Source organism: Streptomyces sp. NRRL S-1813, from assembly GCF_000719605.1.
GTDB classification, from domain to species: Bacteria; Actinomycetota; Actinomycetes; order Streptomycetales; family Streptomycetaceae; genus Streptomyces; species Streptomyces decoyicus.
Window position 1 is genome coordinate 1 of record NZ_JOHB01000040.1, and the last position, 18249, is coordinate 18249.

At 72.6% G+C, this 18249-nt stretch carries 16 protein-coding genes and 1 riboswitch; of the genes, 10 read left to right on the forward strand and 6 right to left on the reverse strand.

All coding sequences use genetic code 11. From position 1 onward, the window contains the following. Nucleotides 1-95: 95 nt before the first annotated feature. On the reverse strand, nucleotides 96-581 hold the full coding sequence (locus tag IF67_RS0134160) for an SAV_6107 family HEPN domain-containing protein (protein WP_030992343.1): 486 nt from the start codon (nucleotides 579-581) through the stop codon (nucleotides 96-98). Between the two features lie 210 nt (nucleotides 582-791). Here IF67_RS0134160 and IF67_RS39770 point away from each other — a divergent pair, with 210 nt between their 5' ends. The 5 genes from IF67_RS39770 (at nucleotide 792) to IF67_RS0134185 (ending at nucleotide 7273) form a co-directional block, all read left to right on the forward strand. Continuing rightward, nucleotides 792-1757 carry an ATP-binding cassette domain-containing protein gene (locus tag IF67_RS39770; protein WP_037840211.1) on the forward strand — a complete coding sequence of 322 codons (966 nt, stop codon included), beginning with the start codon at nucleotides 792-794 and terminating at the stop codon, nucleotides 1755-1757. Then, nucleotides 1729-3936 carry a YhgE/Pip domain-containing protein gene (locus tag IF67_RS0134170; protein WP_030992347.1) on the forward strand — a complete coding sequence of 736 codons (2208 nt, stop codon included), beginning with the start codon at nucleotides 1729-1731 and terminating at the stop codon, nucleotides 3934-3936. The genes IF67_RS39770 and IF67_RS0134170 overlap by 29 nt, the downstream gene beginning before the upstream one ends. A gap of 111 nt (nucleotides 3937-4047) precedes the next feature. Beyond that, nucleotides 4048-4662: a TetR/AcrR family transcriptional regulator gene (locus IF67_RS0134175; protein ID WP_030992349.1), complete on the forward strand. Its 615-nt coding sequence runs from the start codon at nucleotides 4048-4050 to the stop codon at nucleotides 4660-4662. A gap of 381 nt (nucleotides 4663-5043) precedes the next feature. Continuing rightward, nucleotides 5044-5664, forward strand: a complete 621-nt coding sequence (locus tag IF67_RS0134180; RefSeq protein ID WP_030992351.1) for a DUF4126 domain-containing protein — start codon at nucleotides 5044-5046, stop codon at nucleotides 5662-5664. A 91-nt stretch (nucleotides 5665-5755) separates the two neighbouring features. After that, a complete protein-coding gene (locus IF67_RS0134185; protein ID WP_030992353.1) occupies nucleotides 5756-7273 on the forward strand; it encodes a phytoene desaturase family protein in 1518 nt (505 codons plus the stop codon). A 161-nt stretch (nucleotides 7274-7434) separates the two neighbouring features. On the opposite strand, the gene IF67_RS0134190 is transcribed toward IF67_RS0134185, so the two are convergent. From IF67_RS0134190 to IF67_RS0134210, 5 genes are all read right to left on the reverse strand, one after another. Beyond that, a complete protein-coding gene (locus IF67_RS0134190) occupies nucleotides 7435-8688 on the reverse strand; it encodes a hypothetical protein (RefSeq protein ID WP_030992354.1) in 1254 nt (417 codons plus the stop codon). 36 nt (nucleotides 8689-8724) lie between these two features. Continuing rightward, complete coding sequence (metF, locus tag IF67_RS0134195) at nucleotides 8725-9642, reverse strand: methylenetetrahydrofolate reductase [NAD(P)H] (RefSeq protein ID WP_051818912.1); 918 nt, start codon at nucleotides 9640-9642, stop codon at nucleotides 8725-8727. 150 nt (nucleotides 9643-9792) lie between these two features. Next, nucleotides 9793-10485: a thiamine phosphate synthase gene (gene thiE / locus IF67_RS0134200; RefSeq protein WP_030992357.1), complete on the reverse strand. Its 693-nt coding sequence runs from the start codon at nucleotides 10483-10485 to the stop codon at nucleotides 9793-9795. Nucleotides 10486-10604: 119 nt separating this feature from the next. Beyond that, complete coding sequence (locus tag IF67_RS0134205; RefSeq protein ID WP_030992359.1) at nucleotides 10605-10970, reverse strand: Rv2175c family DNA-binding protein; 366 nt, start codon at nucleotides 10968-10970, stop codon at nucleotides 10605-10607. Nucleotides 10971-11087: 117 nt separating this feature from the next. Further along, nucleotides 11088-12329: an NAD(P)/FAD-dependent oxidoreductase gene (locus IF67_RS0134210; protein ID WP_030992361.1), complete on the reverse strand. Its 1242-nt coding sequence runs from the start codon at nucleotides 12327-12329 to the stop codon at nucleotides 11088-11090. Between the two features lie 153 nt (nucleotides 12330-12482). Continuing rightward, nucleotides 12483-12595, forward strand: a riboswitch (TPP riboswitch). Here IF67_RS0134210 and thiO point away from each other — a divergent pair. The 5 genes from thiO (at nucleotide 12593) to IF67_RS0134235 (ending at nucleotide 18233) form a co-directional block, all read left to right on the forward strand. Further along, the gene (gene thiO / locus IF67_RS0134215; RefSeq protein ID WP_199812824.1) at nucleotides 12593-13816 is read left to right on the forward strand and encodes a glycine oxidase ThiO; all 1224 of its coding nucleotides are present in this window, start codon (nucleotides 12593-12595) and stop codon (nucleotides 13814-13816) included. Its footprint overlaps the riboswitch before it by 3 nt. Then, nucleotides 13813-14040 (forward strand): sulfur carrier protein ThiS, encoded by a 228-nt coding sequence (gene thiS / locus IF67_RS0134220; protein ID WP_030086555.1) that lies wholly within the window; start codon nucleotides 13813-13815, stop codon nucleotides 14038-14040. The genes thiO and thiS overlap by 4 nt, the downstream gene beginning before the upstream one ends. 9 nt (nucleotides 14041-14049) lie before the next feature. Continuing rightward, nucleotides 14050-14904 carry a thiazole synthase gene (locus IF67_RS0134225; protein ID WP_030992365.1) on the forward strand — a complete coding sequence of 285 codons (855 nt, stop codon included), beginning with the start codon at nucleotides 14050-14052 and terminating at the stop codon, nucleotides 14902-14904. A 430-nt stretch (nucleotides 14905-15334) separates the two neighbouring features. Continuing rightward, complete coding sequence (pknB, locus tag IF67_RS0134230; RefSeq protein ID WP_030992367.1) at nucleotides 15335-17275, forward strand: Stk1 family PASTA domain-containing Ser/Thr kinase; 1941 nt, start codon at nucleotides 15335-15337, stop codon at nucleotides 17273-17275. 64 nt (nucleotides 17276-17339) lie between these two features. Beyond that, the gene (locus tag IF67_RS0134235; RefSeq protein ID WP_030992368.1) at nucleotides 17340-18233 is read left to right on the forward strand and encodes a deoxyribonuclease IV; all 894 of its coding nucleotides are present in this window, start codon (nucleotides 17340-17342) and stop codon (nucleotides 18231-18233) included. Nucleotides 18234-18249: the final 16 nt, after the last annotated feature.

Sequence of the window (18249 nt, forward strand, 5' to 3'; positions counted from 1 at the left end):
CCCCTCCCTCCCCCCCCCCCCGGGGCCCCCCCCCCGGCCCCGCCCCGCCCCACCCCGCTCCCCGAACCTCCAGCCCCTCGTTCCCCCGCTGTCCCTTATCCCGCGCGCTGTGGCGGCAACGATTGCTGGAGGAGCAGCATCCGCTCCACCAGGCGCAGGAACATGGCGGCGTCGCGCAGAAGGTCGTCGGCGTCCCTGCGGCAGGCCGCGCCGGCTATGCCGGCCTCGGCCTTGGCCCGGCGGGCGGCGCCGGCGGCGAACAGGGCGCTCCACTCGGCGAGTTCGGGCGCGACCTCGGGGAGGACCTCCCAGGCGCTGCGGATACGCTGCCTACGGCGCACGGTGGCCTCCGGACGCCCGCGGACGGCGAGGACGGCGGCGGCGGTGCGCAGCGCGGCCAGATGTGCCGTGGCGAACTGTTCGTTGGGGGTTTCCAGGGTCTGTGCTTCGTCGAGGCCCTGCTGAGCCTGGGCGAGCAGAGCGAGGGCGGCGGGTGGTGCGGCCGCCCGCCGCAGGACGGGGTGGACATCGCTCGGGGGACCGTACGCAGCGGAGCTGCCCCCACTGGGACGAGCTGCCATGACGAACCTCCTGTCGTCGCATGCCGGTTCGGGACCGTATGAACCCATCGTGACGTACACCACTGACAATCGGCACTGACCTGCACTTTTGCCGAAAAGGGGACGCACCGGCAGGCGGATTCGCCGAATGAACTCCCGACACCCCCTTGCGGAATGGGGGGTGGGATACCGCATACTTTTTGCACTGACCAGTCAGTACAAGGAGGGATCGTGGACAGCACCCCGCACGGGGCGGCGGTCACGGCCGCGGGATTCGGTGTCAAGGGCCCCCGCGGATGGGCATTCCGGAACATCGGCCTCAACGCCGCGCCCGGCTCACTGATCGTCGTACAGGGCCCTTCGGGCTCGGGCCGTACGTGTCTGCTGCTCGCGCTCACCGGCCGGATGAAGTCCGCCGCGGGCACCGCCGAGGTCGGCGGACTGCCGCTGCCGAAGAAGAGGGCCGCGGTCCGTTCCGTCACCGCGCTCGCCCATGTGCCGGGTGTCGCCGAACTCGATCCCGCACTCACCGTGGGCGAGCATCTGCGCGAACGCGCCCTGCTACAGGGCCGGTTCGGCGGTTCGCTGCGTGCGCTGCTGCGGCCGCGGCACGAGCGCCGGGCCGAGGCCCGCGCCCTGGTGGATGCCGCGCTCACGGCGGCCGGCCTCGACCTGGAGTCGCTGCCCAAGGGGATCCGCACCTCCGTCCGCGACCTGGAACGGCTGGAGGCGCTGCGGCTTTCCGTGGCGCTCGCGCTGATCGGCGGCCCCCGGCTGCTGGCCGTCGACGACACCGATCTGAAGCTGTCCGGCGACGAGCGCGCCAGGGCCTGGGCGATGCTGCGCGGCCTGGCTGAGGCCGGCACCACCGTGCTCGCGGTGTGCAGCGAGCCGCCGCAGGACGGCGAGGGCGTGGTGCTGGTGCGTACCGGCGGCCGCCGGGAGCCGGATGTCCCGAAGGACGCACCCGGCGACTCCCCCGCCACCACGGACGCCGCGGTCGGCACGGTCGGCGGGAACAGCGGGGACAGCGAGAACCCCGCGGACAGCGCGGACGCCGCGGCCGGCAAGACCAGCGACGACCCCACGGCCCGCAAGACCGGCGAAGACCCCGCAAACAGCCAGCACGACAACCAGGACAGGACCGAGGACGAGGAGGGGGCGGCCGATGCGCTCGCCGAAGCTGGCCGCGCTTGAGCTGAAGCGGTTCGGGCGGGGGAAGCTGCCGCGCGCCGCGCTGGCCGCCCTTCTGTTGCTGCCGCTGCTGTACGGCGCGCTGTACCTGTGGTCCTTCTGGGACCCGTACGGGCGGCTGGACAAGATCCCGGTCGCGCTGGTCAACGAGGACAACGGCGCGACCGTCGGCGGGAAGCACCTCTCAGCCGGCGACAGCATCGTTTCCGGGCTGCGCGACAGCCACACCTTCGACTGGCAGCCCGTGGATGCCGAGAAGGCCGCCAAGGGCGTCGAGGACGGCTCGTACTACCTCTCGCTGTCCATCCCGAAGGACTTCAGCCGGCGGATCGCCTCCAGCTCCGGGGACCACCCGGAGACCGGCGCCCTCAAGGTGCGGACGAACGACGCGAACAACTACATCGTCGGGCAGATCTCCCGGACGGTGTTCTCCGAGGTGCGCTCCGCGGCCTCCACGAAGTCGTCGCGGACCTTCCTGGACAAGATCTTCGTCTCGTTCTCGACGCTGCACGGCAGGACCGAGCAGGCCGCGGACGGCGCCGACCAGCTCAACGACGGTATCGGGCAGGCGAAGGACGGCGCGGGCAAACTGGCCGACGGTCTGGGCACCGCCAAGGACGGCAGCGGCAAACTGGTGACGGGCCTGGGCGATCTCGACGCGGGCGCGGGGCGGCTCTCCCGGGGCAGCTCCGACCTCGCCAGGGGAGCCGGTACGGCCGCGCACGGCTCGCGCCAACTGGCCGACGGTTCGGGGCAGGTGGCGGAGGGAACCCAGCAGCTGGCGGACACGGTCAACGGAGTCGTCGGCAAGGTGGGGCCCTTCATCCGGGCGCACGGCAAGGAGATCGGCGAGGCGGCACAGCTCGTCGCCGACGGTTCGCAGGCGGTCCGTGACCACCTCGACAAGCTTCCCGCCGCGGCGTCCACGGGGGCGAAACTCTCCCGGGGGATGTCCGACCACCTGGCCGCCTACTACCGGCTGCGCTGTGAGAGCGCGGTGGAACTCGACGCCTCGTGCGCGGAGCTGAAGCAGCTCAAGGAGCAGGCGGCCACCGCCGCGGACAAGGCCGAGGAGGTCAGCGGCTACGTCCACGACCAGAAGAACCTCGACCAACTGGGCCGGGACCTGGACACGCTGCACTCCCTGGCGGGCGAGCTGGCCGAGCGAGGGCCGACCCTGGGCGCCGACATGGACGCCGCCGTCAAGAAGATCAACGATCTCAACGACGGGGCGCACAAGGTGTCCGCGGGGGCGCGCAAGCTGGCCGCGGGCAATGCCCGGCTGGCGGCCGGTGCGGACGAGCTCAACGACGGCGCGCATGCGCTGCACGACGGTACGGGCCGCGCGGCAGCCGGTATGGGCGACCTCGACTCCGGTGTGGGCAGGCTCAAGGACGGCGCGCAGACGCTGGACGGCGGCATGTTCCAGCTCTCCGACGGCTCGCAGAAGCTGGCCGGCGGACTGCACGACGGGGCGAAGCAGATCCCCGACTACGGCAAGAAGGCCCGGGACGCGCGCACCCAGGTCATGTCCGACCCGGTGCAGCTGGCCTCGTCCGCCGCCCACAAGGCGCCGAACTACGGCACCGGCTTCGCCCCGTACTTCATCCCGCTGTCCCTGTGGGTCGGCGCGATGGTGGCGTACATGCTGATCCAGCCGCTCAACCGGCGGGCACTGGCGATGGGTGCGTCCTCCTGGCGGGTGGCGGTGTCCGGGTGGCTGCCGGTGTTCGGTGTGGGAGTACTACAGACCGCGGCCCTGATGTCCGTATTGCACTTCGCGATCGGTCTGGAGATGGTGCGGGCGGCCGGCACGGTCGGCTTCCTCGTCCTGGTCACGGCCTGTTTCTCGGCGATCGTGCAATGGCTGAACGCGCAGTTCGGCCCGGCCGGCCGGATCCTGGTGCTGGCGCTGCTGATGCTCCAGCTGACCTCGGCCGGCGGCACCTACCCGGTGCAGACCAGCCCGGGCTTCTTCGCCGCCATCCACCCCTACCTGCCGATGAGTTACATCGTGGAGGGGCTGCGCCGGCTCATCACGGGCGGGGAACTCGCGCCCGTATGGCAGGGCAGTGTGGTGCTGCTGGCGTTCACCGCGGGGGCGCTCGCGCTGACGTCCCTGACGGCGCGCGGCCGCCAGATGGTGCGGATGAAGGACCTCCACCCGGAGCTGAGCCTGTGAGCGCCCGCCCTCCCCCAGCTACCGCTGGGAGGTGCCCCCAAGCCCACCACCGCCCTGCCGGAGACGCTGCGCGCCGCGCATCGATCGTCGGGGACCGGCACAATCGCCCCCATGGACAGCTCCAACACACGCCGCGACGCCACCCGGCGCAAGCTCTTCGAGGCCGCGGTCACGCTCATCGCCGAACAGGGCTTCTCCTCCACCACGGTGGACGAGATCGCCGAGCGGGCAGGCGTCGCGAAGGGCACCGTCTACTACAACTTCGCGAGCAAGAACGTTCTCTTCGAAGAGCTGCTGCGGCACGGCATCGAGATGCTGGCGACCTCCTTGCAGGCGGCCGCCGAGGAGGTCACCGGACGGGGCGGCAGCAGGATCGACGCGCTGGACGCGATGATCCGGGCCGGGCTGGACTTCATCTCCCGTTACCCGGCGCTCACCCAGCTCTACGTCGCCGAGCTGTGGCGCACCAACCGGGCCTGGCAGTCGACGCTGATGGTGGTGCGCGAGCGGGCCATCACGGTGGTGGAGGACGTGCTGCGCGAGGCGGTGGCAGAGGGGGAGCTGAGCGAGGAGATCGACATCCCGCTGACCGCCTCGGCGCTGTTCGGCATGGTCCTGGTGGCCGCCCTGGACTGGCAGTCCTACCAGCCGGACCGGTCGATCGACGATGTCCACGCGGCGCTGTCGCGGCTGCTCCAGGGGCGGGTCAGCGGCCGGCCGTCGTAGCTCCCGGAGGGCGCTCCCCCGGGGGAGGCCGGTGCGCGCCGTATTGGTCAGGTGCGACGCGCACCGTTTTTCCCCCGCGGGCACGCACAAAAGAGTGCGCTGCCCTGGCACGGATCGTTCCCCCATCGATCCGACCAGGACAGCGCTTCCCCCGTACTCCCCCGTACTCCCCCGTGCGTCCCCCGTGTTCCCCCGTCACGTCCGGGGAGCCGCGCCGCTCCGCCGCCCCGTGTCGGCGGTGCGGCGCCGCTTCCCTTCCGTGGCCCCTACTCTTCCTTCCGGGCGGGCGTCGGCCCATCCGCGTACCTACTCATCTCGGTGACTGAGTACGGATACTCAAACCTGAGCACCGGCCCCCAGCCAGGGCCTACGCTTTCCGCCGTGTCCGTACTTCCCTTGGTGTTCACCAGTGGCTGGGCGAGCGGGATCAACGCCTACGCCGTCGTCCTGCTCTTCGGCCTGCTCGGCGCGACCGGTGTCACGGACGAGGTGCCCGCGGCGTTGCAGCGCCCCGATGTGCTGATCGTGGCCGGGGTGCTCTTCCTGTGCGAGGCCGTCGCCGACAAGATCCCGTACGTGGACTCGGTCTGGGACACCGTGCACACGGTGATCCGGCCGGTCGCCGGCGCCGTCGTGGCGGCGCTGCTGGCCGGCCACAACGGTTCGCTGCCCGAGCTGGCGGCGGGCGCGGTCGGCGGCTCCACGGCGCTGCTGAGCCACCTGGTCAAGGCCGGTACCCGGATCGCGGTCAACACCTCCCCGGAGCCGGCCAGCAACATCGTGCTGAGCCTCGCCGAGGATCTGGGCGTCGCCGCGCTCATCGCCTTCGCCGTGTTCCATCCGGTGGCCGCTGCGGTCATCGCGGCGGCACTGCTGACCGCGGGGATCACGGTGGTGGTCTTCCTGTGGTCGCGGATCCGCCGGTACTTCCGGCGCCGCCGGCAGCGGCGCGCGGAGAAGCGGACGGCCACGACGGGGGAAGTGCTGCCACCGGTGGCCTGACGGGGTGCTCTGCGGGTGGCGGCGCCGGTGCTGCCGGTCCCGGCACCCGGCCGTGCGGGCGTTGTCAGTGGGTCCGGATAAAGTCGCAGGCATGGCACGGATTGCGGTGATCGGCGCCGGGATGGGCGCGATGGCGGCCGCTGCCCGGCTGGCCGTCGCGGGCCACCGGGTGGCGGTGTTCGAGCGCGGCGCGACGCATGGCGGCGCCGTGCGCCGGTGGGAGCGGGACGGCTTCGCCTTCGATACGGGACCCGGCCTGCTGCATCTGCCGGCCGTCTACCGCGATCTGTTCCTCAAGACCGGCCGGGAGCCGCTGGAGAGCTGCATCGAGCTGTCCCAGGTCGACCCCGCGAGCCGGCATGTCTTCCCCGACGGCACGGCCGTATCGCTGCCGAACGCCTCGCGGGCCGGGGTGCTGACGGCCCTGGACGAGGCACTGGGCGCGGGTTCCGGGGAGCGCTGGAGCGCGCTGGTGGGCCGCGCCCGCGAGGCCTGGGACGCCACCCGCCGGCCGCTCCTGGAGGAGCCGCTGTGGGAGGACTGGCGGGTGCTGGGGCGTGATCCGTACCCGGCGGTGCGCAGGCGCGGGCTGTTCGGCCGGGGCAAGGGCCCCACGACCGCCACCCTCGCCGAGGTGGCCCGCCGTGAACTGGCGGACCCCCGGCTGATCGCGCTGCTGGAGAGCCATGCGCTGGCGTACGGCTTCGACCCGCGCAGCGCCCCGGCGAGCGCCGTCGTGCTGCCGTACCTGGAGCAGACCTTCGGGAGTTGGTATCCGCGCGGCGGTATGCGGGCGCTGGCCGATGCGCTGTACGAACGCTGTCTGGCGCGCAAGGTGGAGTTCAGCTTCGGCGCGGCGGTGACCGGGATCGCGGAGAAGGACGGCCGGGCGTCGGGCGTCGAGCTGGCCGACGGCCGGGTGTCCGAGGCGGAGTTCGTGGTGGCGGGCGTCGATCCGGTGCAGCTTGTGGCGCTCTGCCGGGGGCGGGAGCCGTGGGGTGCGGACGACGTCCGGCCCGGCCCGGGACCGGACGACCGCGCCACCGCGCGGCTCACGGTCTGCCTCGCACTGCGCGGCGCGCGCCCCGAGGACGCCGTGCACCGCACGGTCGTCCATGCCGCGGACCGCACGGCGGAGCTGGCGGGCGTGTTCGGGGACGGCCCCGGGCTGCGGACCCCCTGTGACCGGCCCACGGTGACGGTGCTGCGCCCGGACGACCCCGCCTCCCGGCCGGACGACGCCCATGAGGCCGTGACCCTGACCGCGACGGTGGCGCCGCACGGCCCGGTCGACTGGCACGACGGCGAGGCCGTGGCGGCCGATGCGGAGCGGATGACCGAGATCGCCGAAGCGGCGGTTCCCGGGCTGCGGGAGCGGGTGCTGTGGCGGGAGGTGCTGCCGCCCGCCGATGGCGCATTGGTGCCGGGACCGGCGCTGGCGGGCCGGGAAGGCCGCTTTCTGCGGCCCGGCAACCGCACCCGGATACCGGGGCTCTACGCGGTCGGTGGCTGGTCGCACCCGGGCGGCGGTCCTGCGCACGCCGGGATGTCCGGCGCGATCGTGGCCGGCCTGATCGTGAACGGCGACGACTGGCACGGCTCCACCTGAGCGCGTAGCGGGCGCCGGGCGAGGGTGCGCAGCGGGCGGCCGCCGGGCGAGGGCGTGACGCGCGCTGCGGGAGGCACAGCGGCGGGAGAAGGCCGACGCGGGAGGCGCGGCCGTGGTCCCCGCCCCGGCCGCCGGCTCAGTAGCGGTCCCCGGCCGCCGGCTCAGTAGCGGTACTGCTGCCCGTCGTACCCGGGCTGCTGGTACGGCGGGTAGGGCTGCTCGGGCGGCAGTTCGCCGTCGCGCTGCTGGGGGACCCAGACGCCGCCGGGCGGTGTCTCGCCGTACCCCTGGCCGAGCGGCTGTCCCTGGGCGTCGTACTGCTGCGCGGCGTAGGGCTGCTGGGCGTACGGGTCGGCCTGCTGGTAGGGGTCGTAGGACGCGGAGTACTGCTGGCCGCCGAGGTACGGATCGGCGTAGGGCGCCTGCTGGCCCTGGCCCAGGCCGTCGCCGTACGCCGCGTAGGGGTCGGCATAGGGGTCCGCGTAGGGATCGGTGTAGGCGCCCTGGCCGGCTCCGGTCTGGTCGTAACCGCCGCCGTACGCATAGCCGTTGCCGTCACCGTTGCCGACGGCGCCGTTGTAGGCGTCGTAGCCGCCGTAGCCGGGCTGCTGGATGCGGGCGTCGGGGCTGTAGACGCCGTACTGGCCGGTCTCCTCGGGCATCGGCTGCGGGGCGTAGACGGCGGTGGCGTCGGGGCGCCCGAAGTCGTCCGGGACGGCGAACGCCTGTGTGGCGTAGGCGCCTTGGTCCTGCTGCTGATCCTGGTACGGATCCTGGGCGCGGTAGCCGTCATTGCCGTTGTAGTCGTAGAAGCCCTGCCCGACGACTGTCTCCTGCGCGGCGAAGGCGTCCTGCCCCGCAACGAAGGTGTCCTGCGCGGCAAAAGCCTCCTGCCCCGCAACGAAGGTGTCCTGCGCGGCGAAGGCGTCCTGCCCCGCGGAGGAGCCCGGCCCGCCGTAGGAGCCACGCCCCGCGGAGGTGTCCACGCTGCGGAAGCCGCCGGTGCTCTCGAAGGTGTCCGGGCCCCCGTCGTCGAACTGGCCGGGACGGGCGGTGGGTGCCACCGCCTCCAGGCCGGAGACCTCCAGGGTCGGTTCGGCGGGCGGCGGCGAAGAGGGGCGGGCCCGGCGGCGCCGGCCGCTGTCGCCGGACGCCCCGGGCTTGCCGCCCAGGGCCCAGCCGGTGGTGAAGCCGCGGCGGAAGGAGAGCGTCACATTCGTCTGCCCGATGGCGAAGGCGACAAGTCCCAGCCCGATCACGGCTATTGACGGGACGATGACGCCGATGACCACGCCGAGGAAACCGGTGAAGGCCAGCAGCCGCCAGCGCAGCCGCGCCTTGTTCTGGAGCAGGACCTCACCCAACAGCCACAGAGCGACCAGGCCGAACGCGATGTAGAGGACCGTCCAGCCCATATACGCCCCTCTTCCGCCGCTCGCCGGCAACCGTGATCAGGACTGCTGGTGCAGCCCCAGATTCTCGTAGATTTCCAGGGTCGCCGTGGAGTGGTTCAGGGTAATGAAGTGCAACCCGGGAACATCCTCGGCCATCAAGCGTGCGCACAGTTCCGTTGCGTACTCGATACCAATGGAGCGTACCGCCGCCGGGTCGTCCTTGACGGCGAGGATGCGCTCGGCCAGCTCGGGCGGGAAGGCCGCGTTGCTGAGCTGAGCGAACCGCTCGATCTGGCGCACGTTCGTGACCGGCATGATCTCCGGAATGATCGGCGTCGAGCAACCCGCGGCCGAAACCCGGTCCCGCAGCCGGAAGTAGTCCTCGGGATAGAAGAACATCTGGGTGATGGCGAAGTCCGCGCCGGCCCGGCACTTGTCGACGAAGTGCGCCACGTCCGTGTCCCAGTCCGTCGAGCGCGGATGCATCTCGGGGAAGGCCGCGACGCCGACGCAGAAGTCGCCGGACTCCTTGATCAGCCGGACCAGGTCCGCCGCGTAGCCGATGCCGTCGGGGTGCTCGACCCACTCGCCCATCGGGTCGCCGGGCGGATCGCCGCGCAGCGCGAGCATGTTGCGGATCCCGGCGTCGGCGTACTGGCCGATGATGTTGCGCAGGTCAGCCGTGGAGTGATTGACCGCGGTCAGATGCGCCACCGGGGTCAGGGTGGTGTCGGTGGCGATGCGCTCGGTGGCGCGCACCGTGCCGTCACGGGAGGTGCCGCCGGCGCCGTACGTCACGGAGACGAACGTCGGCGAGACGGCCTCGATGCGGCGAATCGCGTTCCACAGGGTCCGCTCGCCCTTCTCCGTCTTGGGGGCGGCGAACTCGAACGAATACGACTGCTTACCGGAAGCAAGCAGGTCGCGCACCGTGCGGGCGCGATCAGTCCTGGTGGAAGCTGTACCTAGGGCCATACCGGCAGGTTAACCACCGGCCGGGCGCACACCAACCGCGTCCGGCGTAATGCCTGGTTGGTCGGGTTGATGTCCACTGGGTGGACATTTTCCGGTCGCCCGGACGTCAGGAGACCGCCTGCCGCCCGAAACCGCGCGAAGTGATCCTCGTCACCCGTCCCCGCGGGTCGACCCGGATGGTGCGGAGACGTCCTGGGCGTCCCAGGTCCGGATGCGCTTCGCCAGTGCGGCGGCCGCCGCTCCCGGGTCGTCCGCTTCCGTGATCGCGCGGACCACGACGACCCGTCGGGCGCCCGCCGCCAGCACCTCGTCCAGATTCCCGGCGTCGATCCCGCCGATCGCGAACCAGGGGCGCTGGGGGGCGCGGGCCGCGGTGTAGCGGACCAGGTCGAGGCCGGGGGCGTGGCGGCCCGGCTTGGTGGGTGTCGGCCAGCACGGGCCCGTGCAGAAGTAGTCCACGCCGGGCTCGGTGAGCGCGGCGTCCACCTCGGCCTCGGCATGGGTGGAGCGGCCTATGAGGACGTCCGGGCCCAGGAGGGCGCGGGCGGCCGGGACCGGCAGATCGCCCTGCCCGAGATGCAGCACCGCGCTGCCCGCCGCATGGGCGACATCCGCGCGGTCGTTGACCGCGAGCAGCTTGCCGTGCCGCCGGCAGGCGTCCGCGAAGACCTCCAGATGCCGGAGCTCCTCGCCGGCCTCCATGCCCTTGTCCCGCAGCTGGACGATGTCCACGCCCGAATCGAGCACCGCGTCCAGGAACTGCGGGAGGTCGCCCTGCCGCCGACGGGCGTCCGTGCAGAGGTAGAGCCGGGCGTCGGACAGGGCCGGGCGTGCGGTGGTCATCGGGCGGCTTCCCCCCAGGTGGGGGGCGTACGGGCCGGGCCTTCCGGTCCGTACGCCCCGCGGATGCGGTTACGGATGCTGGTGCGGTCGCCTGCTGGGAGCGGGCCGCGCCAGAGGTGTCAGACGGCGAGCGCCTGGGCCCGGCGCTTCACCTCCGTGCCGCGATTCTCGCGCAGCGCCTGGGCGGGCGTGCCAGGCAGGCTCTCATCCGGGGTGAACAGCCACTCCAGCATTTCCTCGTCGGTGAAGCCGTCGTCCTTGAGGAGGGTGAGGGTACCGACGAGGCCCTTGACCACCTTGTCGTCCTGGATGAAATCGGCGGGCACATGCAGCGCCCTGTTCTCGCCGCGGCGCACCGCGATCAGCTGGCCCTCCTTGACCAGCTGCCGCACACGCGTCACCTCGACGCCGAACTGTTCGGCGATGTCGGGGAGGGTGAGCCAGGCGGGGACGAGTCCATCGATGTTTGCGTCAATCTCGGTCACAGGACAAGCCTGCCACCTCGCACTGACAGCCGGTAGCCGGGCATCGCCATCAGGGGCTTCCTCACACCGGAGGGTGACAGCAGACCCCCGGGCGACCGACGGCACGGACCGCCCCGGCTACAGCGCCGCGGCCTTCAGCGGCAGGGACGCGTTCGCGGCCCGCTCCCGGTCCAGCGCCACGCCCCGCTCGATCAGCTTGCGCCCCTGGGCCAGATCCCGCGGCCGCCCCACGGCCAGCAGCGCGACGAGCCGCCCCTCCCGAAGCCAGATCACCGACCAGGCGGCCCCGGTCGGATCGCCGCGCCAGACCAGCTCGTCGGCGTCCCCGTGATGGCCCGCGTACTGCACGAACCGCCCGAACTGCTCCGACCAGAAGTAGGGGACGGGATCGTAGGCCACCCCTTCCGCCTCGCCGCGGGCGATGTTCTCGGCGACCGTACGGGGGCCCTGGAGGGCGTTGTCCCAGTGGTGGATCAGCAGGCGGGTGTCGTAGCGGGCCGACGGGAAGGAGGCGCAGTCGCCGACCGCGTAGACATCGGCCACGGAGGTGCGCAGCTGCTCGTCGGCCAGTACGGAGCCGTCCTGCGGCGAGACCTCGATGCCCGAGCCGGCCAGCCAGCCGGTCGCGGGCCGGGCCCCGATCCCGATGACCACCGCGTCGGCGGGCAGCGTCGTGCCGTCCGCGAGGGTGACCGCGCCCGCCGTGACGGACGCGACCCGCGCGTGGGTGCGCAGCTCGGCTCCGGCGTCCGCGTACCAGCCGGTCATGTGGGCGGCGACCTCGGCGGGCAGCGCACCGGCCAGCGGGCGGTCGGCGGCCTCGACGACGGTGACCGCGCAGCCCGCCTCACGCGCCGCCGTCGCGAACTCGGCACCGATCCAGCCGGCGCCGACGACCACGATCTCGTGCTGGGCGGCGAGCACCGGCCGCAGCCGCTCGGCGTCGTCCAGGGTGCGCAGCAGATGGATGCCGGGCAGGCCCTCGCTGCCGGGCAGCACGATCGGGGCGGCGCCGGTCGCGATGACCGCGTAGTCGTAGGGGACCGGGCCGACTGCCGTCTCGATCACGTGGGCGTCCGGCACCAGGGCGGTGACCGGGCGGCTGAGGTGGAGTTCGATGCCGAGCCCGGCGAAGTCGATGTCGAAGGTGGAGCCCTCGGCCTTGCCCAGCAGCACCGCCTTGGACAGCGGCGGACGGTCGTAGGGCTGGTGGGGCTCGTCGCCGAGGAGTGTGATCGCGCCGCGCCAGCCCTGTTCGCGCAGGGCGACCGCGGTCTGCGCACCCGCGATTCCCGCGCCGGCGATCACCACGTGCGGCGTGCGGTCAGGGGCCTGGGAGGACTTGCTCTGCTCGCTCACCCGATCACTCTAGGACGGTCTGTGACGCCGCTCGCAGCAGCGCGCAACGAGATCTCTGACACAGCGTCACCGTCGGCCCGGCCCCGGGCGCCGCCCACCGGCGGCCGGGCGCTGCCTTACGGCGCGTCGCGGCACCGTATTAGGGTGAGCGATACACGCACTCGCGGGAGCCCGGACGCACCGGGCTGAGAGGGAGGCTGGCCGGCCTCCGACCGTACGAACCTGATCCGGGTCATGCCGGCGAAGGGAGGGGCTGGACACCCATGCAGGCATCTGCCACACGAGCGAATCCCACCCCGCGGAGCCCTGATGTGCTCGTCATCGGCGGCGGCATCATCGGCCTGGTCACCGCCTGGCGGGCGGCCGTCCGCGGGCTGAGTGCCGCGGTGGCCGACCCCGCGCCCGGAGGCGGCGCGGCCCGGGTCGCGGCCGGGATGCTGGCCGCGGTCACCGAGCTCCACTACGGCGAGCAGACCCTGCTGGGCCTCAATCTCGCCTCCGCGCGGCGCTACCCCGGGTTCACCGAGGAGCTGGAGGAGGCCGCCGGGCAGCGGATCGGCTATCGGCGCTGCGGCACGCTGGCCATCGCGCTGGACGCCGACGACCGCGCCCACCTGCGCGAACTGCACGCCCTCCAGATCCGCTCCGGACTGGACTCGCAGTGGCTCACGGGACGTGAGTGCCGCCGCCTGGAGCCGATGCTGGCCCCCGGGGTACGGGGCGGGCTGCGGGTGGACGGCGACCACCAGGTCGATCCGCGCCGGCTGGCGAGCGCCCTGCTGGCCGCCTGCGAGCGCTCCGGGGTGGTCTTCCACCGGAGCGCGGCCGTGCGGCTGACGGTTGACGGCGGCCGCGCCTCCGGCGCCGAACTCGCCGACGGCACACGGGTCCCGGCCGGTCAGGTCGTCCTGGCCGCAGGCAGCCACAGCGGCCGGCTCGCCGGAGTGCCCGACGAGGTGCTGCCGCAGGTACGGCCGGTCAAGGGCCAGGTGCTGCGGCTCCGGATGCCGGACATGCCCGCGGGCAGCCCGGCCTTCCTCTCACGCACCGTACGGGCCGTCGTACGCGGCGGCCCCCTCTACCTGGTCCCGCGGGAGAACGGCGAACTGGTCGTCGGCGCCACCAGCGAGGAGCTGGGCTGGGACACCACCGTGACCGCGGGCGGGGTCTACGAGCTGCTGCGGGATGCGCACGAGCTGGTCCCGGGCATCACCGAGCTGCCGCTCGTCGAGACCTGCGCCGGACTGCGCCCCGGCTCCCCCGACAACGCCCCCCTGCTCGGGCCGACCGCGCTGCCCGGCTTCCATCTGGCCACCGGCCACTTCCGCAACGGCGTGCTGCTGACGCCGGTCACCGGTGACGCGATGGCCGAGGTGCTGGCCACCGGCCTCCTCCCCGAAGAGGCCCGCCCCTTCTCCCCCGCGCGCTTCACCCCCACCACCCCGGGGCCCGAGCGCACCCGTGCCCCACAGGAGCAGGCCGTATGAACGCCGCCACCCCCACCCCCACCGTCTCGGTGTCCGTCAACGGCGAGGCCCGCGAGGTCCCCGGCGGGCTCACCCTCGACCGGCTCGTCGCGACCCTGTCCAAGGCGCCCGCCGGGGTGGCCGCGGCGGTCAACGAAATCGTGGTGCCGCGCACCCAGTGGCCCACCACCCCGCTCGGCGACGGCGACCGCGTCGAGGTGCTCACCGCGGTCCAGGGAGGCTGACCCGCAGACATGACCGACACCGCAACCCTCCGGGGGACGACCCCCACGGCGTCCCCCGACGACTCCGCCGCGGGTTCCGACCCCCTCACCCTCGCCGGCACCGCCTTCACGTCCCGTCTGATCATGGGGACCGGTGGCGCGCCCAGCCTCGACGTCCTGGAGCGGGCGCTGCTCGCCTCCGGTACGGAGCTGACCACGGTCGCCATGCGGCGGCTGGACCCGACCGTGCAGGGCTCGGTGCTGTCCGTACTGGAACGGCACAAGATCAAGGTGCTGCCGAACACCGCGGGCTGCTTCACCGCGGGCGAGGCGGTGCTCACCGCCCGGCTCGCCCGGGAAGCGCTCGGCACGGACTGGGTCAAGCTTGAGGTCGTCGCCGACGAGCGCACCCTGCTGCCCGACCCGATCGAGCTGCTCGATGCCGCCGAGACCCTGGTGGACGACGGTTTCACCGTGCTGCCCTACACGAACGACGATCCGGTGCTGGCCCGCAAGCTGGAGGACGTGGGCTGTGCCGCGATCATGCCGCTGGGCTCCCCGATCGGCTCCGGTCTGGGCATCCGCAACCCGCACAACTTCCAGCTGATCACCGAGCGGGCCGGTGTCCCCGTCATCCTCGACGCGGGCGCAGGCACGGCCTCGGACGTCTCACTGGCCATGGAGCTGGGCTGCGAGGCGGTGATGCTGGCGTCCGCGGTCACCCGTGCGCAGGAACCGGAGCTGATGGCCGAGGCCATGCGGCACGCGGTCACGGCAGGCCGGCTGGCACACCGCGCGGGCCGGATCCCCCGCCGCCACTTCGCCCTGGCGTCCTCCCCCACGGAGGGCGTGGCAGAGCTGGACCCTGAACGCCCGGCCTTTTGAGACCCATCCCACGTTGTTGGCTGTCCCGCCGTGGTGGTTTGTCACCGTTGCGCCTGCGGCGGGCGGGTGGTGGTCGGGTGCGGTGACGGCCCTACGGACTTCGTCCTTCGGTCCGTCCCCTCCCGTGGGTGGAGAAGTGAACGTGAGTGGGGGCGGGCCACTCCGAGTCGTCTCTGTGCGACCCACAAGGCGCACCACACCACCTACGTACACCCCCACCAGCCTTCCCCCACCCCCCAACGGGAGGGGACGCGCCGCAGGACGAAGTCCGCAGGAGCGGCACCGCACCCGACAGCCCCGCGCAGCGACCCCGGCCCGCCCGCAGGCGCAACGGCGAGCAACCAACCACGGCGGGACAGCCGACAGCGTGGGCAAGGCCAAAACGTGGGGGTCACGAGCCAACGCGCAGCGACCCGTAGACTCGTCTGCCGTGGATACCACCCTTCAGGACCCGCTCGTGGGCCAGCTGCTCGACGGCCGCTACCGCGTCCAGGCGCGTATCGCCACAGGCGGTATGGCCACGGTCTACCAGGCCATGGACACCCGGCTCGACCGCCTGCTCGCGCTGAAGGTGATGCACCCGGGCCTCGCCTCGGACGGGGCGTTCGTCGACCGCTTCATCCGTGAGGCGAAGTCGGTCGCCCGGCTGTCGCATCCGAATGTGGTGGGCGTCTTCGACCAGGGCACGGACGGTACGTACGTCTATCTGGCGATGGAGTATGTCGCCGGCTGCACGCTGCGCGATGTGCTGCGCGAGCGGGGCGCCCTCCAGCCGCGGGCCGCGCTGGACATCCTGGAGCCGATCCTGGCCGCTCTGGGGGCCGCGCACCGCGCCGGCCTGGTGCACCGCGACATGAAGCCGGAGAACGTCCTGATCGGCGACGACGGCCGGGTCAAGGTCGCCGACTTCGGGCTGGTGCGCGCGGTGGACACCAACACCACCGCCTCGACGGGCTCCGTCCTGGGCACCGTCTCCTACCTCGCCCCCGAGCAGCTGGAGCACGGCACGGCGGACGCCCGGGTCGATGTCTACGCCTGCGGTGTGGTGCTCTACGAGATGCTGACCGGCGGCAAACCGCACACCGGCGGCACCGTGGCGCAGATCCTCTACCAGCATCTGCACGAGGACGTGCTGCCGCCCTCGGGGCTGGTGCCCGGTCTCGCGCCGCAGCTGGACGAGCTGATCGCGCTGGCCTGCGCCCGCGATCCGCAGCAGCGTCCGCAGGACGCCGTGGTGCTGCTGTCCCGGGCGCAGGAGGCTCGGGCGCACCTGACCGACGCACAGCTGGACATCGTGCCGCCGGAGGCCAAGGAGCTGCCCGCGGGCGGCGACGGGGCGGGCGACGGCACGGAGCGTACGGACGTGATACCCCGCACCGACGACGCGGAGCTGAACCGCACCAGCCGGCTGGAGGTCCCGTCGGACGAGCAGACCACGCGGCTGCGGCCGGTGCCCGCCGCCGCGCCCCGTGGCGGGCTGCTCCAGCGGCGGCGGCTCGCCACCGTCATCGCGGCCGTCCTGCTGGTCCTCGGGGCGGGCGCGGGCGTCTGGTACATCAACTCCGGCCAGTTCACCACCGTCCCCGCGGTGCTGGACATGACGCAGGCCAAGGCCGAGAAGACCCTGCGGAACGACGGTCTGGGGGTGAAGGTGGTGCGCGGCTTCAGCTCGAATGTGGAGCGCGGCCATGTCATGAAGACGGATCCCGCGAACGGCAAGCAGATCCGTGGCACGGGCACGGTCACCCTCACCATCTCCCGCGGCCCGGAGATCGTCGACGTCCCGGATCTGTCCGGCACCCCGGTCGCGGACGCCAAGCGCAAGCTGCGCGACCGCGGGCTGGTCCCGGGCACGGTGACCCGCGAGTTCAACGAAGAGGTCGCCAAGGGCTCGGTGATCCGTACGGACCCGGCCGGCGGCAGCAAGCGGCGGCCCGACACGGCGGTGGGCCTGACCGTCAGCCGCGGCACCGCGATCGACGTGCCCGGAGTGCTCGGCAGCGACCGCACCGACGCGGTGTCCACGCTGCGCGCGGCCGGTTTCCAGGTGCGCTTCGCCGAGCAGCCGGTCTTCTCCACCCAGGACAAGGGCACCATCGCCCGGCAGACCCCGGTGGAGGGCGGCAAGCTCGGCAAGGGCGACACCGTCACCCTCACGCTCTCCAAGGGCCCGGAGATGATCCCCGTCCCGGATGTCACCGGCAAGAACGTCGATGATGCCAAGAAGCAGCTGACGGACCTGGGCTTCCAGGTCGAGGTGGACAAGCCTCTCCTGTTCCCGCAGGACACGGTCGACAGCCAGTCCGTCGACCCGGGCAAGAAGGCGCCGAAGGGCGGCACGATCACCATCAAGCTCAAGGGCGCCCTGTAGGGCCCGCCGGCCGTGCCCCACGGCTGCCGTCCGGCGGGCGTGGGGCACCTGGCACCCTGGGAGGGTGAGTACCTCCCCCGAGGGCGCCGATCAGCGCGCCCGTGCACGTAATCCGGTCGGCGGCCATGTGCCGGTGGCCGGCGGCCTGGCGAAGGTCGGCATTCCCTACGCCCACGAGATGGGCGACGAGGTCGTTCAGGTCTTCGTGGCCAATCCACGCGGCTGGGCGACGCTGCCCGGCAACCCCGCACAGGACGAGGCCTTCCGGGCCGCCTGTGCACAGCGGGGAATCCCGGCGTATGTCCATGCGCCCTATCTGATCAACTTCGGCTCGCACACCGAGGCGACCGTCGACAGGTCCGTGGACTCGCTGCGCCATTCGCTGCGCCGCGGCCGGGAGATCGGCGCGCTCGGGGTGGTCGTCCACACCGGCTCGGCGACCGGCGGGCGCCCGCGTGCCACGGCAATGGCGCAGGTCAGGGAGCGGATGCGGCCCTTGCTCGACGAGCTGACGCACCCGGATGACCCCTGGCTGCTGCTGGAGCCGACGGCCGGACAGGGGGCGTCACTGTGTGCGCTGGCCGAGGATCTCGGTCCGTACTTCGACGCGCTGGACCGGCACCCCAAGCTGGGGATCTGCCTCGACACCTGCCATGCGTTCGCGGCCGGGCACGACATGGCGGCGCCGGGCGGGACGAAGGCGCTGCTGGACGAGCTGGTGGAGGTCGCCGGCGAGGGCCGGCTGAAGCTGATCCACGCCAATGACTCCAAGGACGTGGCCGGCGCCCACAAGGACAGGCACGAGAACATCGGCGCGGGTCACATCGGCGCGGAGCCCTTCGGCGAGCTGTTCCGCCATCCGGCGACGGCCGGGGTGCCGCTGGTCGTCGAGACCCCGGGCGGCAAGGAAGGGCATGCGGCGGACGTGGCCCGGCTCAAGGAGCTGCGCGCGTACTGAGGCCCCGGGAGCGTAC

Coding starts and splice junctions, on each gene's coding strand:
- IF67_RS0134170 (WP_030992347.1), top strand. CDS start 1,729: ATGCGCTCGCCGAAGCTGGCCGCGCTTGAGCTGAAGCGGTTCGGGCGG.
- thiO (WP_199812824.1), top strand. CDS start 12,593: ATGCAGGCATCTGCCACACGAGCGAATCCCACCCCGCGGAGCCCTGAT.
- thiE (WP_030992357.1), bottom strand. CDS start 10,485: ATGACCACCGCACGCCCGGCCCTGTCCGACGCCCGGCTCTACCTCTGC.
- metF (WP_051818912.1), bottom strand. CDS start 9,642: ATGGCCCTAGGTACAGCTTCCACCAGGACTGATCGCGCCCGCACGGTG.
- IF67_RS0134185 (WP_030992353.1), top strand. CDS start 5,756: ATGGCACGGATTGCGGTGATCGGCGCCGGGATGGGCGCGATGGCGGCC.
- IF67_RS0134160 (WP_030992343.1), bottom strand. CDS start 581: ATGGCAGCTCGTCCCAGTGGGGGCAGCTCCGCTGCGTACGGTCCCCCG.
- IF67_RS0134225 (WP_030992365.1), top strand. CDS start 14,050: ATGACCGACACCGCAACCCTCCGGGGGACGACCCCCACGGCGTCCCCC.
- IF67_RS0134175 (WP_030992349.1), top strand. CDS start 4,048: ATGGACAGCTCCAACACACGCCGCGACGCCACCCGGCGCAAGCTCTTC.
- IF67_RS0134190 (WP_030992354.1), bottom strand. CDS start 8,688: ATGGGCTGGACGGTCCTCTACATCGCGTTCGGCCTGGTCGCTCTGTGG.
- thiS (WP_030086555.1), top strand. CDS start 13,813: ATGAACGCCGCCACCCCCACCCCCACCGTCTCGGTGTCCGTCAACGGC.